Below are 21,645 nucleotides of genomic sequence, written 5' to 3'. Positions count from 1 at the left end.
AGTCATCCCTTGGATCGCCATATCGTTTATCCGGGTTCAATCCCGCTCGAAACAGACCAGTTGAATGCTGCAAAAGACGCCTATTATGGCGTTGGCTGGCTTTCACAGTCAGCAATTGGCGTCAACACTCAGGTCGTGGGTCTTGCTGTCACGCCGACGTCTCCAGCGTCGTTGCAGGTCAATGTTGCGCCGGGTGCAATTTACTCGTTCCAGACCGTCGATAGCATCCCTTACGGTTCGCTTGGTACTGATGCCAATCAGTTTACGGCGCAGGGTATCAGCAAATCCACCACAACGCTGACTATCACGCCTCCCGGGACTGTTGGCCAGTCCATCAATTACCTCGTGCAGGTCGCTTTTTCAGAGCCTGACGGAACACCGGTTATTCTGCCGTACTACAATGCGAGCAATCCAAGCGTTGCGTGGTCCGGTCCAAACAATACGGGCATTGCGCAAAACACGGTTCGACAGAACACATGCGTCGTCGGACTGAAGGCGGGTTCTCCCGCCGCTACGGGTTCACAGACCACACCTGCACCAGATGCTGGTTATACCGGGATTTACGTGGTGACTGTCGCGCAGGGTCAGACGACCATTACTGGTGGAAATATCACTGCGCTCAGCACTGCTCCCTATTTCCCAACGCTCCCGCAGATACCGTTGGCGGTGCAGGCCAGCCAATGGACGTATTCACCGAATTTTGGAACTGCCAACGCATATTTGGTCAGTTTAGGCCCGGCTCCAACGGTTGTTAATACGGGTTTCAGGTTCCAGACCAAGGCAAATGCGGTCAATACGGGCGCAATGACCGTGAACGTGAATTTTCTATTGGTTTATCCTGTTGTGAATGGCGACGGCTCGCCGGTAGCACCTGGAGCGGTCACGGCCGGGCAAATGCTCGATCTGATTTATGACGGAACGTCGTTCAGAATTACCAATACGTCGGTTCGTCAAAGATTGACCGGTCCGCTGAACCTCTATGTCGCCACTACCGGGTCAGATAGTAACAACGGTTTGACATCTGGAACTGCGTTTCTCACCACGCAGCGCGCTTGGAACTATATTCAGAACAATCTCGATCTGAATGGTTTTGTTGTGACTGTTAACGTTGCGACCGGTGCAGGCTATGCCGGAATGATCGGTTCGGGTTTTTGTACTGGGCAAACTTCGGCATCGTCCATTGTTTTCCTCGGCAATCCAACCACTCCAACAAATGTGACGATCAACGCCACAAATGCTTGCTGTTTCAGTGCCGTAAATGGCGCTTACTTCACTGTTGCCGGCTTTCAATTGGGCGCGACAGGCGGCGGTCTCAACCAAGGAATTGGTCTTAACGCGGCTCAATCCTCGCAGATTGTTAGCCAAAATATGAGCTTCGGAGGCTGCGCCGTATCCCACACGTTCACCAGTGGCGGCTCTTACATCTTTCTGCAGGGTCCAATTGCCATTACCAGCAGTTCCAATTCCTTCATTTACTCCCAGTTTGCCTCCGGCGTTAACGTCACACAGGCAACAATTACGCTCACCGGAACACCCAATTTCGCGAATGCTTTCGTGAATGTGACCGCTGGCGGTTTGGCGATTGGGACAGGCGCGTCAATCTCTGGAGCGGCGACCGGCAAGAGGTATTCCGGGACATTGAACTCAATCATAGTCGCTGGCGGCTCGGCGATGTTCTTCCCCGGTTCTGTTGCCGGCACTGTGGACGCAACCAGTTCGTACGGGTGATTCAATATGAGTATCAAAATACTTAAATCACTTCGGAAGAGCGCTGCAACTTCTTGCATGCCTGCAGTGGTTACGCCGTGTATTTCATATGTGGTTGCTATGAGGATGGACTCAATGGTGGGTATTTTTCCCACAGCGAACCTAACTGGCGATATCGAATTGATTACACAGACATTGCCTAAGGCTAAGGTCGCCTATGTCCTTGCCGTTAGTTGCGACCCCCAGATGGTGGTAAGTTTGGCACATGGAAACCTTGTCCATGAGGCTGTTGGAAATGGTTGGTTCAACGTCACCAATGAAGAAGCGGAAGCTGCGATCGATGCAGTTGTGAAGGCCTATACGGGGGCGGAAGTAACCCACACTACGAATGTAGAAATCATAACCAGAGTGAGGTCAGTCTAATGGATGTTTGGCAAATTGGTGTCAAGATCAGCTTGGCCAACTCGATGAGCCCTGTGCTTGCGCTTATTGCAAAGGACCTTCTTGGCCTTAAGGCATCAGTCAAAGACGTAGAAAAAGCATTTTCGGGTTGGAATTTGGCAATTGCCGGAGCCGGCGCCGCACTCGCTGGGAGCGCCATTGTTGCTGGTGTCATGAAGCTTGCCGACGGTGGTAAAAGCCTCATTGATCAACAGGACAAACTCCAACGTTCTGGCGTTTCGCTGAATGAAACTCTCAGAATTCAAAAGAATTTTTTCGATAATGTTTCGAACTCTATCCCCACTGCGACGGCAAGTGAATATCTCAAGACATTCAACGAGATGCAATCTGTTGTGGGCATTAAGGAAGCTGAGGCCAGCAGCCCATTTGCGATCAAGCTTGACGCCATTATTGCAAATGCCTTGGGGAAAGACGTAAGCGGATCTGGCTTCGCCTTGTGGCGGGCAATGGAAATGCGCGGCACCACGATTAGTGATCCGGAGGGATCGTCGAAACTTGCAAGCGCACTTGCTCAGGACATTATCGGCTCCGGGGGAAGCTAACCGCCGATACTTTCCAAACGATGGCTAAACGCGGCGGCGTGTCTTGGATCAAAGCAAGTCCAGAGTTTCTAACCGGTGCAGGTGCTGTAGTCGCATCTGATTTGGGCGGCGATACAGCGGGCACAGCTTTAATGAGCCTCTACCAGTTGCTGAGCGGTGCCGGTACGATGTCCAAGCAGCAGTACGAAGCACTTTCCACGGCCGGACTTATCAATACATCCAAAGTCAGCGTCGATAAGGGAGGGCGCGTTAACGCAGAACCTGGCGCCATCATCGGATATGATATGGGCATGAAGGACCCTTACAAATGGGTTCAGAATTACGTCAATCCAGGGTTGTCGAAAGCGACGGGTGGTGACCAGGATGTCATGGATTCTTACCTTGCAAAAATAGGTCGAAACCGCAATACGACCCGCATGTTGACGATGTTTTCTGATCCGAGCTTCAAGGAGCAGATTGAAAAAGACAGCGAGTTGTGGAAACGCGCCAGTCCCGTTGATAAGGCGTATGACGATTCACTGCAGCGCAATCCGACGTTTGTGGACAAGGCGTTTCGGGAGCAATTCAAGTCGATGACGGAGGCGATCGGCGGTCCGTTGGCGCAGGCTGCTATTCCTATCATGAAAGACCTCACTTCGGTGTTTCAGGCAATCGGTAAGTTCGCAAACAATAATCCGGGCACGATCAAGCTTGTCGGAGAAGCCTTGATTGGTCTCGGTATTGGATTGGCTGCCGTTGGCACGGTAGGTGTAATTGTTGCTGCCGCTGCGTTGGCTCCCGGTGGTTTGATTGTTGGCGCGATAGCGGCGGTTGGAACAGCCATCGCTGCTGTGGTGGCCATTAATTGGCATGGGGTCGTTGAAATCTTTGATGGAATTTATGCCGCAATCGTCAGCTTCATCGAGAAGATGAAAGCGCTCGTTGCTTCCATTGCTGGCATGATCTCCGGCGCAGCATCGGGAATTTCGAACTTCGAGCCGTTCAAGCCAAGGGTTCAGCGTGGACCTGGCGGGCCAAGTTTGTTCCGTCCCGATCCGGCGAGTTATGTACCTCCCGCACCGCCAGCCAACCAGAACACGACGTTGCACACATCGATCCAGTTGGATGGCCGGACACTGGCAAAGGCGGTTAGTCAGCACATGGCCAGCAATGGCGCATGGAGCAATTCATCTTCGTCTTTTGACGGACGGGCAATGCCTGCACCGACTGACGTTTCATACATCTGAGGTAAACCATGATTGATGTACGCGCTGTGTGTGCCGAATATGATCTTGAGATCGTGCCAGCCAACGTACTTCCCCAGCCGGGGCAAACACGTGCTGTCGCCACGATGGAGAGAATCCTGAACAAATATGGCGAAGGTCATTTCCGCATGGTGCTGACAACTCTGGCGGAAACCCGTGATAATAATTGTCTGATTGACGAAACCTCGCTGTACGCCACCAGCGACCTAATACTGGCGTGTCCAGACTGGGTGGAGAACCATACCAGTGAGTGGTTGGAATGGTGGGACAAGATACCTCTTGGCCCTATCATGGCAACGATCAGCCAGCTTCGCGGCAAAGTGCACGCGCGGTTTGCGCTGGCCGGCGCTATCTATCTGATGCTCACCCATTACAGCAATCAGCGGATGGCCAAATTGGATTCAGCCCCGTCAATCAAAAGTAAGCTGCCCAAGCAGTACAAGGGAAAGCATCTGCGCCAGGTCGAACGTATCAGGCTCGGCCGCAAACTCATCCAGATCAAAGCCGATTTGCCCCGTGGCCACTTCATACCATGGGTAAAAGACGAGTCTGGCATCAGCTATGGGGCTGTACAGCGGTATATGCGCGAGGCGAAAGCGGCATAGAGACAACCCTACCTTGCATGTTTGTACCCATCATGCTTGGCTAGAACGCTAACAATTGGGGAGTGGGATATGAAGATTACAGTCGTGATTCGTGAAGTCGGAAAATTGCAGCCTGACTATTCCCTAGATTTCGATCTTCCCGAAGTGCCCCGCACAGGCGAGTACATCTCAATCCAAAGACCAGACAAACGCGAGCCGTTCGGAGAAGATGTTATTGTGCGCAATGTTTGGTGGCGCCTGACACATCCGGAAACTGCTGGTTTCGCAAGCGAACCGAAGATCGGCAAAGTGCAGGAAATAATCGTCGAATGCGAACCAGCCCTTAGTCCATACTCTAGCGACGCTTGGAAAAAGCTTCTTATAGGAGCACGCGACCGCGGTCATACGGTTGAGGACATGACCGTAGAACGTTTTGTGGTTCCAGAGGCTGAATTCTTGAAGCTTAACGACTAGGGCCTACGGGCAGTCGGCTCTTAATCCGCTTCCGCTCATACCGACGCTCTCCAGTCTCTTGGATCCGCTTCAACCTCACCATCCGCCGGCCATTCGTTCATGGCTGCCTCAATTTCGGATATCAGCCAGAACTTCCGCGTGTGCCATTTGCGCGGTCGCGGAAGCACACCCTCCTTGACCATCTCATCAACTGTGTTCGGGGCCACTCCGATCGCAATTGCTACTTCCATGCGATTAAGTGCCAGTCGCGGAACGCTCGATAGTTTATTCTCTTTCATTATTCAGCCTCGGGCGGATCTGGGTCGTTGGTATAGCCTGGCGGAATCCCAAGGGCGCGATCCAAGTCAGCCTTCGCCCATATCATCCGCCGCCCTTTGCCGCTGCCACTGTCGACGACGGGTTTAGGGTATTCGGTGCCGACAAGCTTCAAGAACGCTTCTGCAGTGCGCTCACCGACGTAGCCTGCTGCGATCTCTGCTGGCATCCTAGGCGGCCAGCAACCAACAGGAATTACAGCAGTACGGGTCACTTATTTTTCTTCTTGTTCAGTTGGTGGAATAGAGCGGCCTGGGCAGCTTTACCATCAAACACCGGGGCACGCGGAGCCATGACGACCGGAGCGCGCGCTGTAGGCTTGCTACGGCATTTCTCTACCATCTCTCGAATGCCTTCCTTGGTCACGAAGTCCTTTCGTGCAATCTGGATGATTTCAAGATTGCCCTTCTCGGCTTCGGTGCGGAGAGATGAAGGCGTTAAGCGTCCGCCAAGCAGCTTTTCGCACGCCTCCTTGAGGGTCATCAAACCAAGATCATTCGGATCGTCATTCATTATCGTCTACCAAAAGATTCTTCGGCCCTCAAAATCGCACCAGTTTCTTCTCTGGAGGCTGGATCGTCTGAGGTCTGACCTTGTCGGCTGGCACGTGCGGTGACACCTCGAACGAACCATCAGCGTTCAAGCTAATACAGACATTCTGTTCTTTGGCTACAACCGCAGCGGATCGGATTTGTGCTCTGGTCCAAACAACTTTATCCATCATCTTTCATTCCATGTCGCATTCATGTCGCGTAGATTCGCCGCGCACCTGTGAAAATCGTTTGAAATCAATGATACTCAGTTGCAACATGACGCGACATGAAACCAAGCACGACGTTATGATAAGTCATTGAAAGTATTGGTGATCCCGACTGGATTCGAACCAGTGGCCTACAGATTAGGAATCTGTCGCTCTATCCTACTGAGCTACGGGACCATGCGGCCAGACATACTGTTTTTCCGCGTGGCCGCCAAGTCTCAAGATGCAGGAAATACCGGCACCCTGATGAATATCAGGATGCAGCAGGCAGAGCGCTTTCCGCCAGTTGTACCCAATAGCTGATGCCATGCGGAATAACATCATCGTTGAAATCATAAGCGGGATTATGGAGCGAAGCGCTTTCGCCGTTGCCGATGAAGATGAACGCGCCGGGCCGTGCTTCCAGCATGTAGGAAAAATCCTCGCCGGCCATCATCGGGGCGACTTCCAGATTGACCGCATTGGTGCCGGCAACGCTCTGGGCGGTGCGGGCAGCAAACTCGGTTTCCTGATCATGGTTGAAGGTCACCGGATAGTTGCGATCATAATCGATCTTCGCCACAGCGCCGAGCGCGGTCGCGATACCTTCCGCGGTTTCGCGTAGCCGCTTTTCGGCAAAATCACGCATCTCCGGACGAAGGGTGCGTATCGTGCCGGCAAGTTCCGCCTTTTGCGGGATGATATTGTGGGCATCGCCCGCATGGAATTTTGTGACGGAAAGCACGACTGAATCCAGCGGGTCTGTGCCACGTGATACGATGGTCTGCAAAGCGTTGACAAGCTGCGCGCCAATCACGACAGGGTCGATTGTCCGGTGTGGCTGGGCCGCGTGGCCGCCCCGGCCTTCGATGGTGATGGTGAACTCATCCGTCGCCGCCATGATCGGTCCCTTGCGAATGGCGAACTGGCCGATAGGCAGGCCGGGAATGTTGTGCATGCCATAGACTTCGGAGATGGAAAACCGTTCCATCATACCTTCCTTGACCATTTCGCGCCCACCGCCGCCACCTTCTTCCGCAGGTTGGAAGATCACTGCGACGGAGCCTTTGAAATTGCGTGTTTCGGCAAGGTATTGCGCTGCACCAAGCAGCATGGCCGTATGACCATCATGCCCGCAGGCGTGCATTTTACCCGGATTTCGGGAAGCCCAGGTTTTGCCGGTGATTTCCGTCAGGGGGAGAGCGTCCATGTCGGAGCGCAAGCCCACTGTCTGACCTTCGCCGTGACGGCCATGAATGATACCGACAACACCGGTCTGACCAATGCCGGTGACGATTTCATCCACGCCAAATGCATGCAGCTTGTCCGCAACAAATTGTGCGGTCTCATGGACATCGAACATCAGCTCGGGATTTTCATGCAAATGGCGACGCCACTGCGAAACCTCTTCCTGCATTTCGATGGCGCGATTGAGCAAGGGCATATCTGGTTCAACTCCACGTGCAAATAAAATCTGACAATTCAGTGAACAGGATAAAGGTGTTTTGCCTTTTGCCTGCCACATAGGGTAGATAAGGCCATTGCGACCCGGCGGGAAGCCCGGCAATGAATTCACAAGGCCATTTCCCTGGTTCTTTATACAGACAGGCTGGATATCTGGAATGCGGAAAACTGTAGCACTCTTTCTCTCGGGCTGCGTGGTGTCAACCATTGCGGGTGTATCGACAGCGGCTGTTGCGGGCCCAAATATCACTGTTGATGTCGGTACCGGCGAGATTTTGTCACAGGAAGATGCGTTTCAACGCTGGTATCCGGCGTCTTTGACCAAGCTGATGACGGCTTACGTGGCATTCCGCATGATAGAGTCCGGGCAGATTACACTCGACACGCCGATCAAGATGACGGCACGTGCGGCAAAAGAGCCGCCGAGCAAAATGGGCTACAAAGCAGGGTCACAGCTGACCCTGGATAATGCCCTTAAGATCCTGATGGTGAAATCGGCAAATGACGTTGCCATGGCTGTCGGCGAGACTTTGGGCGGTTCATCCGAAAAGTTTGCCGTGCTGATGAATGCAGAAGCCAAACGTCTGGGGATGTATGGCTCGCATTTCATGAATCCCAATGGCCTGCATTCGGACGATCATTATACGACAGCACGCGATCTTGCCGTGCTGACCGTGCAGATGCGTCATGAGTTTCCGCAATACATGCATTATTTCGACATTGAAGCTATTGATACGGGTAACAAGATTCAGGCGAATTTCAACGCTTTGATCGGCCGGTTTCAAGGCGCTGACGGTATGAAAACAGGCTTTGTCTGCCCTTCCGGTTTCAATCTGGTTGGTTCGGCGACGCGCGATGGCCGGAATATCGTCACCATTGTTCTGGGCGAGTTGAAACAGGAGCGCCGCGCCACCAAGGCTGCGGAATTACTGGCCAAAGGGTTCGAGACGCGCGGGACAGGAATGACCCTGGAAGCGTTGCAGCCATATGGCCCCGCAACACGCGACGTGGCCATGAATATGCGTCCGTCTGTCTGTTCGAAGGAAGCTGCGGCTTCCGACAGCTGGGACGGCAAGGATGCGGAAGGGCATATGATACAGGGCTCACCCTATATGTACCGGATGGATCACGACCCAAAGGCAGAGCTGGTGGCGCTGCTTCCTTCCAAGACCAATTCAAAAGGCATTGATTTAAGCCGTATTCCGATTCCAATTCCGCGGCCTGAGCGTGCATCGGTGACTGATGCCGCCGACGCTGCGAAAACAGTCAATTGAAATAAACAACATTAGGAAATTATCATGAGTGGTCTTCTCGCCCCTATTCCGGTTTCTGTGCTCACGGGATTTCTGGGGTCGGGCAAGACCACCTTGCTCAACCGCTTGTTGAAAGATCCAGCCCTTGCCGATACGGCTGTCATCATCAACGAGTTTGGTGACGTGGGTATCGATCACCTGCTGGTGGAAAAGGCCAGCGACGGCGTTATCGAACTGTCCGATGGCTGTCTCTGCTGCACGGTTCGCGGCGAACTGGTGGACACGCTGGCCGATCTGATTGACCGGGTACAGACGGGGCAATTGAAAAGCCTGAAGCGTGTGATCATTGAGACGACCGGCCTTGCCGATCCTGCACCTGTCCTGCACGCAATTATGGGGCACCCTGTATTGTTGCAGGCTTTCCGCGTGGATGGGGTCATCACCACTGTTGATGCGGTCAATGGCATGGCGACGCTTGACGTCCATGAAGAGGCCGTCAAGCAGGCGGCGGTTGCCGATCGTATTGTTTTGACAAAGACGGATTTGCCGGAAGCCGCGGCCGGGCTACCGGCACTGCGGGCCCGTCTGCGGGCGCTTAATCCCGGTGCTGATCTCATTGATGTTGGCGACGAGCGGACAGGTTATGCGGCGCTGTTTGAATGCGGTGTCTATAACCCTGAGACAAAGACCATCGATGTGCAACGCTGGTTGAAGGCTGAAGCCTATCGTGATCGCGACCATGAGCGCGAGGAGGTGGATCACCATGCCCACCACCATGATCACGATCATTCACATGATGATCACCACCACCACCACCATCATCACGATGTAAACCGGCACGATGCGGCGATACGGTCTTTCTCATTGAAACACGATAAACCGGTAAGCCGCTCGAGCTTTGAGATGTTTCTCGACCTGTTGCGTTCGGCGCATGGAGAGAAGCTTTTACGCGTCAAAGGCATTGTGCAATTGGCTGACGATCCGGAGCGTCCGCTGGTTATCCATGGTGTGCAGCAGATTTTTCACCCTCCTGTCCGGTTGGCGGGATGGCCCGATGCGGTGCGCGAAACACGTCTGGTGATGATTGTGAAGGATTTGCCGGAAAGCTACGTGATGCAGCTTTTCAGCGCGTTCCTCAACGAACCAAAAATCGATACACCGGATCGCGCTGCTTTGTTCGACAATCCGCTGTCGATACCGGGCATGAAAATCTAGACGCATCCCATTTATTTGGGCGGTGCAGGACATGCGATGCGTGGTTCGACAAGCTCACCATGAGGGAGATGGAGGATTGCAGGGAGCCAAATTCTGTAATGTTTCCGAGTGGAATTGCAGCCAACACTCTCCCTCATGGTGAGCTTGTCGAACCACGCACCGCAGTTTTTGCAGATTAAAGTCTATCCGCGCTCGATGTGGAAGCGGTGACCGCCATCGATTGTCACCGTTTCAATAAGTTGATGGCCATCTGTGACGCAGAAATTGGGCATGTCGATAACAGCAAGTGGATCGCTGGTTTCTACCCAAAGACGTGTACCTGCGGGCATGGTCTCCAGGCGTTTTCGGGTTTTCAGAACCGGCAGCGGGCAGTTCAGGCCGCGCAAATCATAGATATCAGCTGACATGACGAGCACTCCGGGTGCAACAACGCGAAATGCTCAATTGCCGATGATCTTCCACCAGGCCTTCTTTGCCGGTTCGGCGGGTGCCGCGACGTCCTGCACTTGGGCAGGAGCAGCAGCGGGTATTGGTGTCTGTGCAGCCGGTGCAACATTTGCTGCAACCTGATTGGCTGTCGATGCGGTTGTGGCCGGTATGGCGGCAACGGTCATGCGATGTCTCTTGCTGGCATCACGCTCTTCGCGCGCCTTATCGGCTGCGACTGCTGATGCAAGGCGAACCATAACCTGTGGCTTCAGCGCGGCATCCTTGTCCTGCGGAGACAATGACGGTGGTTCCTGCGTGACCCGTTCACCGCGTGAGCGCCGGGCGCTCCATTCAGCAATGATCTTGGCTTCGTTCAAACCCTGAATAGACCGGCTTGGCGGCTGGATGCTGCCTTTGCCGGCCATGGATGTGAATGCTGCGTCATAGGTGGTCTGATAGCTCTGGTAAGCCATCTTGAGTGTTTCGGGTTGCTGCATTGGCGGACAGGTTGCCGTTGCTGCGATCGGCGCATTCGGGTCGGTTGTGTTGTTGAAGACATATTTCTTCTCGCACACATCCACCTTCGGTGGCACTTTGGTGATCTCGAAATGGTCGTAACCTTCTTTCAGGTTCTTCCAGAAGGGGTAGTTGGGATCGTCCTTGTAACGCGCCATGTTGGCAGCGGTCATACGGAACGGAAATGCCTGCAGCTGGATGGAGTCCTGTCCGCCTTTGAAAGCATCACGCGCGAAGGCATAGATTTCCTGCACTTGAGCGTCTGTCATGGAATAGCAGCCGGATGACGAGCATGCGCCATGCACCATCAGATTAGCGCCAGTACGGCCGAGTGCGCTGTCAAGCGCGTTGGGGAAACCGGTATTGAAAGAAAGGTAATAGCTGGATTTCGGGTTCATCTGTCCCGGGCGTACCGAATAGAAGCCTTCCGGTGCCTGGCGGTCACCTTCAATGAATTTCGGACCAAGCTTGCCGGACCACTTGCAGATTTTGTAGCTGGTGACGATGTCGTAGCGGCCATTGTCTTTCCGCTTCCACACTTCAAGCACGCTTTCTTCCTTGAAGATGCGCACCATGACCGGCGCGGTCATGCTCATACCCTTGGTCTTCATCAGCTTGACCAGCTTTTCGGACAGCTGCTTTTCAGACTTTGGCGCAAGGTCTTCGACCGATGAGCCCTGACAGCCCGCCAGGAACAGAGTCAAAAGAAGAGGTGCAAGGATATGCGTTGGTATTTTCATCTTCGCAGCTGTTACCAGTTTGCCTTGTCGCGTTAAACCTGTCGAAATCGCGTGGATTGCCGCCCACAGCATCATATTTGCATCCGTTATAGTTGATAAAGACTTACTGCAACGGATGAAATTGCTCAATCACGCAGATGTCACCTGCGATAAAGACAGGGCGGTTTTATGGCAAAATGCACTGTTTTTCCAGAGGTGGCGGATATTGCATGGTCACATTACCAGTAAAACGCAGCATTGACATAAAGCGCTGGTGATCATCAAGTAACATGTCCCGACCGACATCCAATGACGTTTCGCGCCTCTTTAGGGAGAGAAAGAATGGCTGTTGCACCTTCTCTGATGCTCAAACGTCATCTGAAGGCGCCGCCCAGCCTCGTTTGGGCGGCGTGGACCGATCCTTCCATGATTGTGCGTTGGTGGGGACCGGCAGGCGCCAAAACGCTGAAAGCGGAGGCAGAACCGCGCGTTGGTGGGAAATTCCACATTGTCTTTCAAACGCCTGACCGCGAGCAGCATGATATCAGCGGCATCTACTGCGAAGTCATTGTTGAGGAACGTCTGGCGTTTACCTGGGTCTGGATCACCTTGCCCGATCGCGAGTCGCTGGTGACGCTGGTGCTGAAGGGTGTCGCCGATGGTACATTGCTGACGCTGATCCACGAAAAGTTCCACGACGTCGCCGCGCGCGACCGGCATGCGGAAGGCTGGGACGGAGCGCTCGACAGCCTGACGCGATTTGTCAATCAAATGGCGGTGAACCAGGGTGGCTGAAAACCCTGCAATCACCTTCCGTCCGGCATCACTATCTTATCTGCCGTTGATGGCACGATGGCTGATGACATCGCATGTGCGCGCGTTTTATCAACTGGACCCCATTACGCCGCGTGAGGTGGCAGAGGAGTATGGGCCGCTGTTCACCGGCGAAACGCCGGATATCTGCCATATTTCCTATTATGGCGAACAGCCTTTCGGTTATCTGCAATGCTATAGAAACGTCGATTATGAGGATTGGGCTGAGTTGCCCGGCCTCGACCATGGGATCAGCCTCGATCTGTTCATCGGCGAGCCTGCTTATCTTGGCAGAGGCTTTGGACAACGCATGCTGAAACAATATTTGTCGCAGATTGCCTTTCCGCATTTCAACGAAGAGCGCTTTGCCTATATCTCGCACAATGCGCAGAACGTCACGGCAATAAGAGCATCCGAGGCGGCTGGCTTTAGACCAATTGATGAATTTGTTGAAGATGGCGACCGTGTTATCCTGTACAGGTTCGAACGGAATATGAGCCAATAAAAAAGGCGGCGCCGAAGCACCGCCTTTTCTGAAATCACCAAAAACGGCAATTAGCCGTTGAGGGCATCCTTCAGAGCCTTAGCAGGCTGGAAGGCAACCTTCTTGGAAGCTGCGATCTTGATCGTTGCGCCAGTTGCAGGGTTACGGCCTTCGCGAGCGGCGCGCGACTGTACCTTGAACTTGCCGAAGCCTGGCAGCGAAACTTCGTCGCCTGCGACGACGGCATCGGTGATGCCCTTAAGAACGCTATCAACAATCGCCTTGGACTGAACCTTTGTAAGACCCTGATCAGCGACGAGCTTCTCGATAAGATCGGACGTATTCATTTGGCGGTTTCCTCAGTATATTCGTTGATCGAAGGCGTCTGTATGGCACGCGTTTCCCGCCCTGTCATCAGGAATAGCACGCATTTTCGGGGTTTATACCCAGTGTTTACAGGGTGTTTTGCAAATCCGGCTATGAATTTCCAAATCGGGGCCTGATCGGGCGCACAAATCCAGCAGAGTGATTCGCTGGCTGATTCTTCAGGTCTCGCTCTGTTCAGGCTGTAACAGGTCGGTCATCTGCCAGAGGGGAGGCTCACCAATATGGCGCTTGAGATGGTCGATAAAGGTTCTCACTTTGGCTGAAACATGCCGTGTTGGCGGATAGACCGCGTATATTTTGTACGGCAATGGCTTGGCATCCGGCAGCACCGGAATGAGTGTGCCATTGCGCAGGGCATCGGCGCAGATGAACATGGGGAGCAGGACCAGCCCCAAACCGGCGATGGCCATATCGCGCATGGCTTCACCATTGTTGTCGACGATACGTCCATGCATGGCAACCGAAATTGGCTCATTCGGCGAATCCGGATTTTCAAATTGCCAGAGCTGGCTGGTGTTGACATTGGAATAATCAATGCAGGCGAAGGAGCTGAGTTGTTCAAGACTTTGCGGCAGGCCGTTTGCTGCTGCAAAATCCGGGCTGCAGCATATGACACGCGGATCGTTGCAAAGTTTGCGGGCAATCAGGCTTGAATCTTTCAGAATGCCGATGCGAATACCCACGTCGAAGCCGCCGCGCACCAGATCGACCATGCGGTCATCGAGTTCGACAGCGATTTCAAGCTCGGGATATTGCCGGGCGAAGTCCGCGATCATCCGGCTGAGATAAAGTGTGCCAAATGTCATGGGTGCGGTAATGCGCAATGTGCCCCGAATGGCGCTGTACCGTTCGCCCACGGTATCAGCCGCTTCCAGAATGTCGCGCACGAGAGGCCTGATGCGTTCAACAAACGCACGCGCATTGTCGGTAGCCAGCAATTTTCGGGGCGAGCGCTGGAACAGTTCGGTTCCAAGCGCTGCCTCCAGATCAGTAATGCGTTTGCTGATGACGGATTTTGACAGATTGAGCCGGGCGGCACTCAGCGTAATGCTGCCGGTATCCATCACGTCCAGAAATGTCAGCAGGTCTTCAAAGCGCCACTTCATGGTTCTGCTATAAAGGACTAATCTCCGCCATAAAAGACAGATTTGTGATTTTGGTTCGATTTTTCAGAACATGAGTTGGGCAGAACCGCTGTTTATTTTCCGGCCAACAGCGCAGATATTCACCCCAACGGCGAATGAACGCCTTGCAATCCAATTCAGGAGGCTTCGATGACTTTACAATTGACAGGTATCCACCACCTGACTGCTATCACGGCCAATGCGCCGGAGAATCTGCGCTTCTATACGCAAACCCTAGGACTGCGGCTGGTAAAAAAGACAGTCAATCAGGACGACACCAGCGCTTACCATCTGTTCTATGCCGATGGCGAGGCAACGCCAGGCACGGATTTGACCTTCTTTGATTGGCCGGTTGGCCCGGAGCGGCGCGGTACACACAGCATTTCGCGTACGGGTTTACGCGTGGGCAGCAAAGCCAGCCTCGATTGGTGGAGAGCCCGGTTTACAGAACTTAGCGTAAAGTCCGGGGATATCGCCGAGATTGGCGGATATGACTCGCTCGATTTTGAAGATGGTGAAGGCCAGCGGTTTCGCCTGATCAATGATGGTGGGGCAGCTCCTTCGCATCCTTGGGACAGAAGCCCGGTTCCGGCTGAACATCAGATCCGGGGCCTTGGTCCGATCACCATCAGCGTGCCTGACATCACCAATACGGAAGCTATTCTTCTGCACGTGATGAATATGCGTCAGACCAATACCTATCCATCGCCAGACGGTGCTGGTCACGTTCATGTCTTTTCCATGGGAGAAGGCGGACCCGCAGCCGAATTGCATGTGGCCGTCCAACCGGATCTTCCCGTTGCCCGGCAGGGTGCGGGTGCCGTGCATCACGTGGCTTTTCGCGCGCCGGATGTGCAGCAATTGCATGAATGGACGGAGCGTCTGAAGAGCTTCCGCATGCCATCAAGCGGTGAGGTCGAGCGCTATTACTTCCGCTCGCTGTATTTCCGTGAGCCAAACGGCATTCTGTTTGAGATTGCTACGGATGGTCCGGGCTTCACCGTTGATGAGCCGCTGGAAACGCTGGGTGAGGGCCTGTCCCTGCCGCCGTTCCTTGAAGGCAAACGGGCTTCGATAGAAGCCGGGTTAAAGCCTCTGGTTTAACAGATGGCATTTGGGGAGCGTGGTTCGACAAGCTTGTCTGTTTGAAGTGTGTATACTGGCTTGGTCCACGTGCCCATTGACGGCACGTGGACCGATGGACCTGAGGCCGTTTCGACAGCCGGACGTTTGCCAGTCCGATGGTGAGCAAGGCCCGGTCCTTCGATGACACCCGAACAGTTGCCAGGGGCATCGACCCCGCATGACAAGCCAGGGGTTTTCATCATGACACAGTTTACGCGTTTTGTCGGCATCGATGTGAGCAAGGCTTACCTCGATCTGCATTGTTTGCCTGATGGGCTGGAACTGCGGGTGCCCAACAGCCGCGCAGGCGTTGGTCTTTTGCTGCAGCGCATCGGTGTGCTGGAAGGGGTTGCCTTTGGCTGTGAAGCCACAGGCGGTTATGAGGATTGCCTGCTGATTGTGCTGGGTGAAGCTGGCATGGCAGCCTATTGCCTGCATCCTTCCGATGTGCGCTCCCATAGCCGCCTGACGGGCCGGCGGGCCAAGACGGACCGGCTGGATGCGATCGCCATTGCCCGGGCACTGCAGGTTGCCGTTGCCACCCGCAAACCGGCGATCCGGTCCACAACCATGAGCGCCATCAAAGAGTTGACGACATTGCGCCGCCGGTTGATTGCCGGACTGAGTGAGCTGAAAAGCCACGAGGCGCGCATGGGCGATGCGGATGCTGCCAGCATCATTGGCGTGTTGATGGACCAGCACATCAAAGCCATCAAGACACTGGAAGCACATATACGCAGCGCCATAGCCCGCAATCCCGCACAGGCACAAACGGCAAGGCGCATCGCCTCGATGCCGGGAGCCGGTCCCGTCCTGACCGCCGAACTCATCGGCTCCATGCCCGAGCTTGGCACGCTATCCAGCCGTCAGGCGGCCAGCCTGACCGGCGTTGCTCCGCATCCGCGCCAATCGGGAAACAGCAGCCGCAGCGGAAAGTGCCAGGGCGGACGGGCAGGCATCCGCCGCGTCCTCTATATGGCATCCTTAAGCGTCATACGTTGCGCAAAACACCCGCTCGCCGCCTTCTATCAAAGGCTCAGAGCCAACGGAAAGCCCTTCAAACTGGCCATTGTCGCACTCATGCGAAAGCTCATCGTCACCCTCAACGCAATGATCAAAAACCAAACAGATTGGCAACCAAACATTCAAACATAAACACAGTTGCTCACCATGAGGGAAAGTGAAGATTGCAAGGAGCCATATCCTGCAATCTTTCCGGTTAACCTTTCAGCCGCACTCTCCCTCATGGTGAGCTTGTCGAACCACGCTCCCCGCTCTTACCAATTCATACCGGAAGATTGGTTTTGATCCACTGGCTGACAGCATCAATGTCGTGCGGACCGGTTTCGTGACCGGCATAAACACTTTGGATGGTGAGATCAGCGCCCGCCTTGCGCAAGAGCGCTTCCAGATCGGGAGCCTGTGCTCCAAACAGATCATGGTCACCATTCACCATCAAAATCCGTGAACTGCTCAAATCCACCTCGGGCGTTTCCTTCAGCACATTCATCGCACGTAGCAGCACTGCACTGCGGATAAGGCCGGGATGCAGCAACATGGTTGCAACCAGCATGTTGGCGCCATTGGAATAGCCAAGGAATATGGTTCGCACGATATCCAGATGGTAGGCTTCGACAGCTCCCTCGATAAAACCAGCCAGAGCGGCCGCCTCCGAGCGAATATCGTTCTGATCAAAGCTCAAGGGACCGAAACGCCGGAACCAGCGGCCAATGCCTTCCTCATTGCTGCGTCCGCGCAAGCCGATCAAAGTGGCATGCGGAGCAGCGTTGGCAGCGAGGGGTAACAGCGTCGTCTCGTTGCCATCAGAGCCATGCAAAAGCACGAGGGTTGTTCCGTCAGGATTTGCCGGTGTGTAGACACGGTGGATAAACGGCAACTCGCGATAAATGAAGCGCTCCTCGCCGGGCAAGCCAAACTGCGGCAGCATGACTTTGAGATTGTCGGTCTCTTCAGCGAAATGCGGAGGAATGAACAGCTCTGTGCCCAGTGTCTCCAGCGGTTCGTCGATAAGCATACCGGGGCCGTCAGTCGCCATTTCAAACAAGGTGCCACCCGGTTCCCGCACATAGATGGAATAAAAATACTTGCGATCATGCATGGCGGTGGCATCCGCACCAGCGTTGATCAGCCGTTCATAAATGTGCTCCACATGGGCGATATCCGGTGTACGGAAGGCAATGTGATCAATGGTTCCGGTTCCGGGCGCTGAACTCCAGAAGCCGGTCGCATCCCGCACATCCACACAATCACCCGATGCGGAAAGCATCCGGGTGATTGTGTCGCTCTGGCCGCCCGCCTTGAAGCCGAAATAGTCTTCGAGAAAGGTGCAGGTTGCCTGCGGCTGCTCGGTGAGAATCGTCGCTCCGCGTATCCGCAGGACCGCATCATTTGTGGTAATGCCATTGCTGGTCCATGGATCGACTGCATCTAACGCGGAGGTGCCGACGAGCTTGACGATAATACCGTCGGGATCTTTCAGGCGCAGGACCGTTTCGCCGAATTCTTGCGCCGGGCCCGTCGTCGCGATGTTGAATTGCAGCGCACGGGTCAGCCAGAAGCCAATCGCTTCCGGGGCGATTGCAAGTGCGACCTCGCTCGGCTGGCCGTAACCGACCCGTCCCAACGACCCGTCTTCCCAGACGAGAAAAGTCACCAAGGTTCCGGGATTGGCGGAAGTGTCGCCGTATAAGAGATGGAGCTGGGTTGCGTCTTCGTAGCCGCCTGTGCGTTTGACGAGACGAAGCCCGAGAAAGCCGACATAAAAGTCCACATTTGCCTGAACGTTTCGCGTGATCAGGGTGATGTGATGAATGCCGCTCGTCATGAAGTCTCTCCGCCAGTGGATAGTCTGACTGATACGGGGAAAGAACGCGGTGCGCAACGCTGGGGAGGGGCTGTGTCAGGCAGGCAAATCAAGTTGCGAGGGCCTGAAAAAACAACACCCACCGCGGGAGGAGGTGCGGTGGGTGCTATTTGTAAAGACCGGCTGGGAGGAGGAGTGCCGGTCTTTGTACATCCGAGACCTTGGGAGGAGGTAAACCCCGGATGCAAACTTTCAAATTCTATTAACGTGCAGAAGCGGCCTTCTTGGCAACAAAAGCGATGTCGCCGCGGGAGATGCCGAGGTCGTTCAGTTCACGTGCAGACAAGCGGTTCAGTTCTGTGACAGTGTCACGATAACGGCGCCAGTTATTGTAAGAGCGGATCAGATTCATTTCACTCACCTTGGTAACTTCTTGTTTGTTGGATCATTTCTTGATCGTGAGCTGCATATAGTCGATGTCCCGCGAAACTTGCAGTGACAAGAATGCATAGCTGCTTTGCAGGAAGTGCGGAGTGGATGGCTAAATTGCGGCGGAAAAAATGACGTCAATCACAGGTGTTAAGAAGGCCGTCAAACAAGGGGTCTTCATTTCTTTTTTCGGGCGGCCAGAACCTTGTCGGCCTTTTTGGCGGCGGCCTCGCACCTGTTCCTGAATTCTTCAACTTCCTCCTCGGTCAAATGTTCGATGCCAATGAAGACATTCTCGCCCGTGGAGACACGGATCAACTCATCCAGCTTTGCCTGAATGGCGACACCGTCGCGGTTCTGCGTGTTCTGGATCAGAAAAACCATGAGGAAGGTGATGATCGTGGTGCCGGTGTTGATGACCAGTTGCCACGTGTCCGAGAAACCAAACAATGGGCCGCTGACAGCCCAGATAATAACGGTCAGACAACACAGGATAAAGGTGATTGGTTTGCCGGCTGCCATCGCAACCTTGTTGGCGATCTTGGTGAACAGCTTCCGCATGGCACACTCCTCCATTGAAGAGATTTGAGGTGCCGGGAGCTGAACCGCCACAACAAGTCTCTGCCGGTGGTTCACCAGCCTTCTTCTAACTGTTGGCGGCCTTATTCGTTCCAGATCGAGTCTTGCTGTTCCAATGAAACGCCGAGAGTTTTGACCCAGCTCAATCCGTCATCGGTTGCACCGCGCGGTTTGTATTCACAGCCAACCCAGCCGGAATAACCAAGCCTGTCCAACTCGGCAAAGACCGCTGGATACGCGATTTCACCTTCATCGGGCTCAGCCCGGCTTGGGACTGCGGCGATCTGGACGTGTCCAATCATCGGCAAATGATGTTCGAGTCGCTTGAAAATGTCGCCCTGGCTGACGCCGACGTGGTAAACGTCGAACATGATCTTCAGATTTGACGCACCGATCTCTGCGATCAGCGATGCAGCTTCTTCAAGCGTCGAGTAAAAATAACCCGGCTTGTCGCGCTGATTGATCGGCTCGAGCAGGAGTTTGAAATCTGCAGCCTTTTGCGCCGCCAAGGCCAGATTTTGTGCAAACACTTGTCTGGCGCGAGGCTTATCTGCCACAGGCACGACCCCAGCCATGACGTGGATCGCCGAAGCGCCAGCTGTTCGGGCGTAGTCGATTGCCTGATCCAGCGACGTTTCGAAATCCTTTTGTCGGCCTTCGAGCACGGCAAGACCAAACTCACCCTTGGCCGTGTCACCTAACGGAGTGTTCAGGGCTAGCAATCTCACGCCATGTTCGGCACAGGCAATGTGAACCTCGCTTGCTGGTATGTCATACGGCCAGTGCAATTCCACTGCCTTAAAACCCGCTTGTGCCGCCGCTGCAATGCGGGCGAGAAGCGACCGGTCTGGCCAGAGAAAACCGAGATTGGCAGAGAATTTGGGCATGGTTCACATCCTGTTTGAGCAGCGGGGCCGAGGTTACGCCGTTCCCACCTGAAGCAGAGCTTTGGAAAAGAAATCCTCTGAGCCAAAATTTCCGCTCTTGAGTGCAAGTCCGAGTGGTTCCGGGCGATCCGCGATCAGGGCTGGCACGCCGGGGTCAATTTCGCGGCCAATATGCAGGCTATGCAAATCAAGAGCTTCGACCACGGCTCCTGAAGTTTCCCCGCCACCCACGACGATGCGCCGGGTTCCCTGGCCAACCAGCTGACGCGCCAGATCACCGAAAAAATGTTCGATTTTTTCAGCAACGGCCTGCCTGCCGAAATTATGTTGAGCTGATGAAACCGCATCCGGATTGGCCGTTGAGTAGACGATTGGTGTCGCGTCCGCCTGCCGGGATATCCAGTCGAGTGCTTGCTTGACCGTCATTGCGCCTGACATCAGTGCTGCGGGATCAATAGCCAACCCCGGATGACCCTGCAGGTAATATGCAACCTGGTTTTGCGATGCCTTTGAACACGACCCGCTTAGAACAATTCCCGGGCCAGTTGCCACTGGCAATGGTTTGCGGTTGTCGGACAAAAGGCCCTTGTCGCGGAAATTGCGCGGCAGTCCAAGGGCAATGCCCGAGCCGCCGGTTATGAGCTTGTGATCCGCTGCAGCTTTGCCGATTGCTTGCAGATCCTGGTCCGAAATTGCATCGGCGACAACAAGGCGTCGGCCGGCCTTGTTCTCAGCTGCGAAAGCTTTGTTGAGCACGGCAGGACCAGCGCGCACTTTATCGAGCGGTATATGGCCTACTTCGGCCGCCGTCTGCCTGCGCAGCCAACGGCGAATATCCGAATCGGTCATGGGTGTCAGTGGATGGTTTTCCATGCCGGATTCGCTCAAAAGCCGGTCTCCAACGAACAGGTGGCCCATAAACAAACGCCGTCCTGTCGCTGGAAATGCTGGACAAACAACGGCGATATCGGCGCCGAGCAAATCAAGCAGCGCTTCGGCTACGGGACCAATATTGCCGTCAGGCGTCGAATCAAAAGTAGAGCAATATTTGAAGATGATCTGTTGGCATCCCTGATCGAGCAGCCAGCGCGCAGCGCCAATGGATTGATGCACAGCGACATCCACTGGCACCGAGCGGGTTTTCAGCGCAACGATGCCTGCCTCGCAGTCGGGTGCCGCAGCATGATCCGTGCCCACAAACTGCATAGTCGCCATACCACCCTTGGCCAATGTATTGGCGAGATCACTCGCCCCGGTAAAATCATCCGCGATGGCGCCGAGCAGCATGTCAGATCCTCACATGGTCGCAATTACAAAAGGTCATCCCACC

23 protein-coding genes and 1 tRNA gene are annotated in these 21,645 nt (G+C 54.5%); 12 read left to right on the top strand and 12 right to left on the bottom strand.

Features of this window, described 5'->3' with window-relative positions; all coding sequences use genetic code 11:
• Nucleotides 1–9: 9 nt before the first annotated feature.
• From HB779_RS02055 to HB779_RS02030, 6 genes are all read left to right on the top strand, one after another.
• A complete protein-coding gene (locus HB779_RS02055) occupies nt 10–1,728 on the top strand; it encodes a hypothetical protein (RefSeq protein ID WP_188344166.1) in 1,719 nt (572 codons plus the stop codon).
• A gap of 114 nt (nt 1,729–1,842) precedes the next feature.
• The gene (locus tag HB779_RS02050) at nt 1,843–2,130 is read left to right on the top strand and encodes a hypothetical protein (RefSeq protein WP_188344165.1); all 288 of its coding nucleotides are present in this window, start codon (nt 1,843–1,845) and stop codon (nt 2,128–2,130) included.
• The gene (locus HB779_RS02045; protein ID WP_188344164.1) at nt 2,130–2,711 is read left to right on the top strand and encodes a hypothetical protein; all 582 of its coding nucleotides are present in this window, start codon (nt 2,130–2,132) and stop codon (nt 2,709–2,711) included. Before HB779_RS02050 ends, HB779_RS02045 begins: the two co-directional genes overlap by 1 nt.
• A 20-nt stretch (nt 2,712–2,731) precedes the next feature.
• The gene (locus HB779_RS02040) at nt 2,732–3,937 is read left to right on the top strand and encodes a hypothetical protein (protein WP_188344163.1); all 1,206 of its coding nucleotides are present in this window, start codon (nt 2,732–2,734) and stop codon (nt 3,935–3,937) included.
• Between the two features lie 8 nt (nt 3,938–3,945).
• Entirely contained in the window at nt 3,946–4,560 is a 615-nt protein-coding gene (locus HB779_RS02035; RefSeq protein WP_188344162.1) for a hypothetical protein, read from the top strand.
• Nucleotides 4,561–4,629: 69 nt separating this feature from the next.
• Nucleotides 4,630–5,013 (top strand): hypothetical protein, encoded by a 384-nt coding sequence (locus tag HB779_RS02030; RefSeq protein ID WP_188344161.1) that lies wholly within the window; start codon nt 4,630–4,632, stop codon nt 5,011–5,013.
• 525 nt (nt 5,014–5,538) lie between these two features.
• On the opposite strand, the gene HB779_RS02025 is transcribed toward HB779_RS02030, so the two are convergent.
• The 3 genes from HB779_RS02025 to HB779_RS02015 form a co-directional block, all read right to left on the bottom strand.
• Nucleotides 5,539–5,841 (bottom strand): hypothetical protein, encoded by a 303-nt coding sequence (locus tag HB779_RS02025; protein ID WP_188344160.1) that lies wholly within the window; start codon nt 5,839–5,841, stop codon nt 5,539–5,541.
• 347 nt (nt 5,842–6,188) lie between these two features.
• Nucleotides 6,189–6,265: transfer RNA gene (locus tag HB779_RS02020), tRNA-Arg, on the bottom strand.
• Nucleotides 6,266–6,341: 76 nt separating this feature from the next.
• On the bottom strand, nt 6,342–7,511 hold the full coding sequence (locus tag HB779_RS02015; protein WP_188344159.1) for a M20 aminoacylase family protein: 1,170 nt from the start codon (nt 7,509–7,511) through the stop codon (nt 6,342–6,344).
• 178 nt (nt 7,512–7,689) lie between these two features.
• Here HB779_RS02015 and HB779_RS02010 point away from each other — a divergent pair, with 178 nt between their 5' ends.
• On the top strand, nt 7,690–8,805 hold the full coding sequence (locus tag HB779_RS02010; RefSeq protein WP_188344158.1) for a D-alanyl-D-alanine carboxypeptidase family protein: 1,116 nt from the start codon (nt 7,690–7,692) through the stop codon (nt 8,803–8,805).
• Between the two features lie 24 nt (nt 8,806–8,829).
• Nucleotides 8,830–9,999: a GTP-binding protein gene (locus tag HB779_RS02005; RefSeq protein ID WP_188344157.1), complete on the top strand. Its 1,170-nt coding sequence runs from the start codon at nt 8,830–8,832 to the stop codon at nt 9,997–9,999.
• A 182-nt stretch (nt 10,000–10,181) separates the two neighbouring features.
• Here the strand turns inward: HB779_RS02005 and HB779_RS02000 are convergent, their stop codons facing one another.
• Complete coding sequence (locus tag HB779_RS02000; RefSeq protein WP_188344156.1) at nt 10,182–10,406, bottom strand: sulfurtransferase TusA family protein; 225 nt, start codon at nt 10,404–10,406, stop codon at nt 10,182–10,184.
• A gap of 33 nt (nt 10,407–10,439) precedes the next feature.
• Nucleotides 10,440–11,684 carry a murein L,D-transpeptidase family protein gene (locus HB779_RS01995; protein ID WP_188345743.1) on the bottom strand — a complete coding sequence of 415 codons (1,245 nt, stop codon included), beginning with the start codon at nt 11,682–11,684 and terminating at the stop codon, nt 10,440–10,442.
• A gap of 321 nt (nt 11,685–12,005) precedes the next feature.
• Between HB779_RS01995 and HB779_RS01990 the strand changes: the two genes are divergently transcribed.
• Nucleotides 12,006–12,458: an SRPBCC domain-containing protein gene (locus HB779_RS01990; protein ID WP_188344155.1), complete on the top strand. Its 453-nt coding sequence runs from the start codon at nt 12,006–12,008 to the stop codon at nt 12,456–12,458.
• A 49-nt stretch (nt 12,459–12,507) separates the two neighbouring features.
• Nucleotides 12,508–12,981, top strand: coding sequence for a GNAT family N-acetyltransferase (locus tag HB779_RS01985; RefSeq protein ID WP_256440639.1), 474 nt, complete (start codon nt 12,508–12,510; stop codon nt 12,979–12,981).
• 50 nt (nt 12,982–13,031) lie between these two features.
• Here HB779_RS01985 and HB779_RS01980 read toward each other — a convergent pair whose 3' ends face one another.
• Entirely contained in the window at nt 13,032–13,307 is a 276-nt protein-coding gene (locus HB779_RS01980) for an HU family DNA-binding protein (protein WP_091880272.1), read from the bottom strand.
• 198 nt (nt 13,308–13,505) lie between these two features.
• Nucleotides 13,506–14,453, bottom strand: a complete 948-nt coding sequence (locus tag HB779_RS01975) for a LysR family transcriptional regulator (RefSeq protein ID WP_188344153.1) — start codon at nt 14,451–14,453, stop codon at nt 13,506–13,508.
• Between the two features lie 168 nt (nt 14,454–14,621).
• Between HB779_RS01975 and HB779_RS01970 the strand changes: the two genes are divergently transcribed.
• Entirely contained in the window at nt 14,622–15,575 is a 954-nt protein-coding gene (locus HB779_RS01970) for a ring-cleaving dioxygenase (protein ID WP_188344152.1), read from the top strand.
• A gap of 222 nt (nt 15,576–15,797) precedes the next feature.
• Entirely contained in the window at nt 15,798–16,751 is a 954-nt protein-coding gene (locus HB779_RS01965; RefSeq protein ID WP_188343404.1) for an IS110 family transposase, read from the top strand.
• 130 nt (nt 16,752–16,881) lie between these two features.
• Here the strand turns inward: HB779_RS01965 and HB779_RS01960 are convergent, their stop codons facing one another.
• The 5 genes from HB779_RS01960 to otnK all read right to left on the bottom strand — a co-directional run bounded on the left by HB779_RS01960 (nt 16,882) and on the right by otnK (nt 21,602).
• Nucleotides 16,882–18,441: a VOC family protein gene (locus tag HB779_RS01960; protein WP_188344151.1), complete on the bottom strand. Its 1,560-nt coding sequence runs from the start codon at nt 18,439–18,441 to the stop codon at nt 16,882–16,884.
• Between the two features lie 241 nt (nt 18,442–18,682).
• Entirely contained in the window at nt 18,683–18,832 is a 150-nt protein-coding gene (locus tag HB779_RS01955) for a DUF1127 domain-containing protein (RefSeq protein ID WP_188344150.1), read from the bottom strand.
• 194 nt (nt 18,833–19,026) lie between these two features.
• Nucleotides 19,027–19,410: a low affinity iron permease family protein gene (locus HB779_RS01950; RefSeq protein WP_188344149.1), complete on the bottom strand. Its 384-nt coding sequence runs from the start codon at nt 19,408–19,410 to the stop codon at nt 19,027–19,029.
• 101 nt (nt 19,411–19,511) lie between these two features.
• Nucleotides 19,512–20,315, bottom strand: a complete 804-nt coding sequence (locus HB779_RS01945; protein ID WP_188344148.1) for a hydroxypyruvate isomerase family protein — start codon at nt 20,313–20,315, stop codon at nt 19,512–19,514.
• 33 nt (nt 20,316–20,348) lie between these two features.
• Entirely contained in the window at nt 20,349–21,602 is a 1,254-nt protein-coding gene (otnK, locus tag HB779_RS01940; protein WP_188344147.1) for a 3-oxo-tetronate kinase, read from the bottom strand.
• Nucleotides 21,603–21,645: the final 43 nt, after the last annotated feature.

This window comes from Phyllobacterium sp. 628 (assembly GCF_014189505.1).
In the GTDB taxonomy this organism is placed as follows: domain Bacteria; phylum Pseudomonadota; class Alphaproteobacteria; order Rhizobiales; family Rhizobiaceae; genus Phyllobacterium.
The sequence above is the reverse complement of the archived record's forward strand: the minus strand, read 5'-3'. Positions and strand labels throughout refer to the sequence as shown.

Bases quoted from the DNA above. Each gene is read 5' to 3' on its own strand.
- HB779_RS02010 (WP_188344158.1), top strand. From the start codon at position 7,690: ATGCGGAAAACTGTAGCACTCTTTCTCTCGGGCTGCGTGGTGTCAACC.
- HB779_RS01965 (WP_188343404.1), top strand. From the start codon at position 15,798: ATGACACAGTTTACGCGTTTTGTCGGCATCGATGTGAGCAAGGCTTAC.
- HB779_RS02000 (WP_188344156.1), bottom strand. From the start codon at position 10,406: ATGTCAGCTGATATCTATGATTTGCGCGGCCTGAACTGCCCGCTGCCG.
- HB779_RS02030 (WP_188344161.1), top strand. From the start codon at position 4,630: ATGAAGATTACAGTCGTGATTCGTGAAGTCGGAAAATTGCAGCCTGAC.
- HB779_RS01985 (WP_256440639.1), top strand. From the start codon at position 12,508: ATGGCACGATGGCTGATGACATCGCATGTGCGCGCGTTTTATCAACTG.
- HB779_RS02050 (WP_188344165.1), top strand. From the start codon at position 1,843: ATGGTGGGTATTTTTCCCACAGCGAACCTAACTGGCGATATCGAATTG.
- HB779_RS01980 (WP_091880272.1), bottom strand. From the start codon at position 13,307: ATGAATACGTCCGATCTTATCGAGAAGCTCGTCGCTGATCAGGGTCTT.
- HB779_RS02040 (WP_188344163.1), top strand. From the start codon at position 2,732: ATGGCTAAACGCGGCGGCGTGTCTTGGATCAAAGCAAGTCCAGAGTTT.
- otnK (WP_188344147.1), bottom strand. From the start codon at position 21,602: ATGCTGCTCGGCGCCATCGCGGATGATTTTACCGGGGCGAGTGATCTC.
- HB779_RS01975 (WP_188344153.1), bottom strand. From the start codon at position 14,453: ATGAAGTGGCGCTTTGAAGACCTGCTGACATTTCTGGACGTGATGGAT.
- HB779_RS02045 (WP_188344164.1), top strand. From the start codon at position 2,130: ATGGATGTTTGGCAAATTGGTGTCAAGATCAGCTTGGCCAACTCGATG.
- HB779_RS01970 (WP_188344152.1), top strand. From the start codon at position 14,622: ATGACTTTACAATTGACAGGTATCCACCACCTGACTGCTATCACGGCC.
- HB779_RS02005 (WP_188344157.1), top strand. From the start codon at position 8,830: ATGAGTGGTCTTCTCGCCCCTATTCCGGTTTCTGTGCTCACGGGATTT.
- HB779_RS02035 (WP_188344162.1), top strand. From the start codon at position 3,946: ATGATTGATGTACGCGCTGTGTGTGCCGAATATGATCTTGAGATCGTG.
- HB779_RS01960 (WP_188344151.1), bottom strand. From the start codon at position 18,441: ATGACGAGCGGCATTCATCACATCACCCTGATCACGCGAAACGTTCAG.
- HB779_RS01950 (WP_188344149.1), bottom strand. From the start codon at position 19,410: ATGCGGAAGCTGTTCACCAAGATCGCCAACAAGGTTGCGATGGCAGCC.
- HB779_RS01990 (WP_188344155.1), top strand. From the start codon at position 12,006: ATGGCTGTTGCACCTTCTCTGATGCTCAAACGTCATCTGAAGGCGCCG.
- HB779_RS01995 (WP_188345743.1), bottom strand. From the start codon at position 11,684: ATGAAAATACCAACGCATATCCTTGCACCTCTTCTTTTGACTCTGTTC.
- HB779_RS02015 (WP_188344159.1), bottom strand. From the start codon at position 7,511: ATGCCCTTGCTCAATCGCGCCATCGAAATGCAGGAAGAGGTTTCGCAG.
- HB779_RS01945 (WP_188344148.1), bottom strand. From the start codon at position 20,315: ATGCCCAAATTCTCTGCCAATCTCGGTTTTCTCTGGCCAGACCGGTCG.
- HB779_RS02025 (WP_188344160.1), bottom strand. From the start codon at position 5,841: ATGAATGACGATCCGAATGATCTTGGTTTGATGACCCTCAAGGAGGCG.
- HB779_RS01955 (WP_188344150.1), bottom strand. From the start codon at position 18,832: ATGAATCTGATCCGCTCTTACAATAACTGGCGCCGTTATCGTGACACT.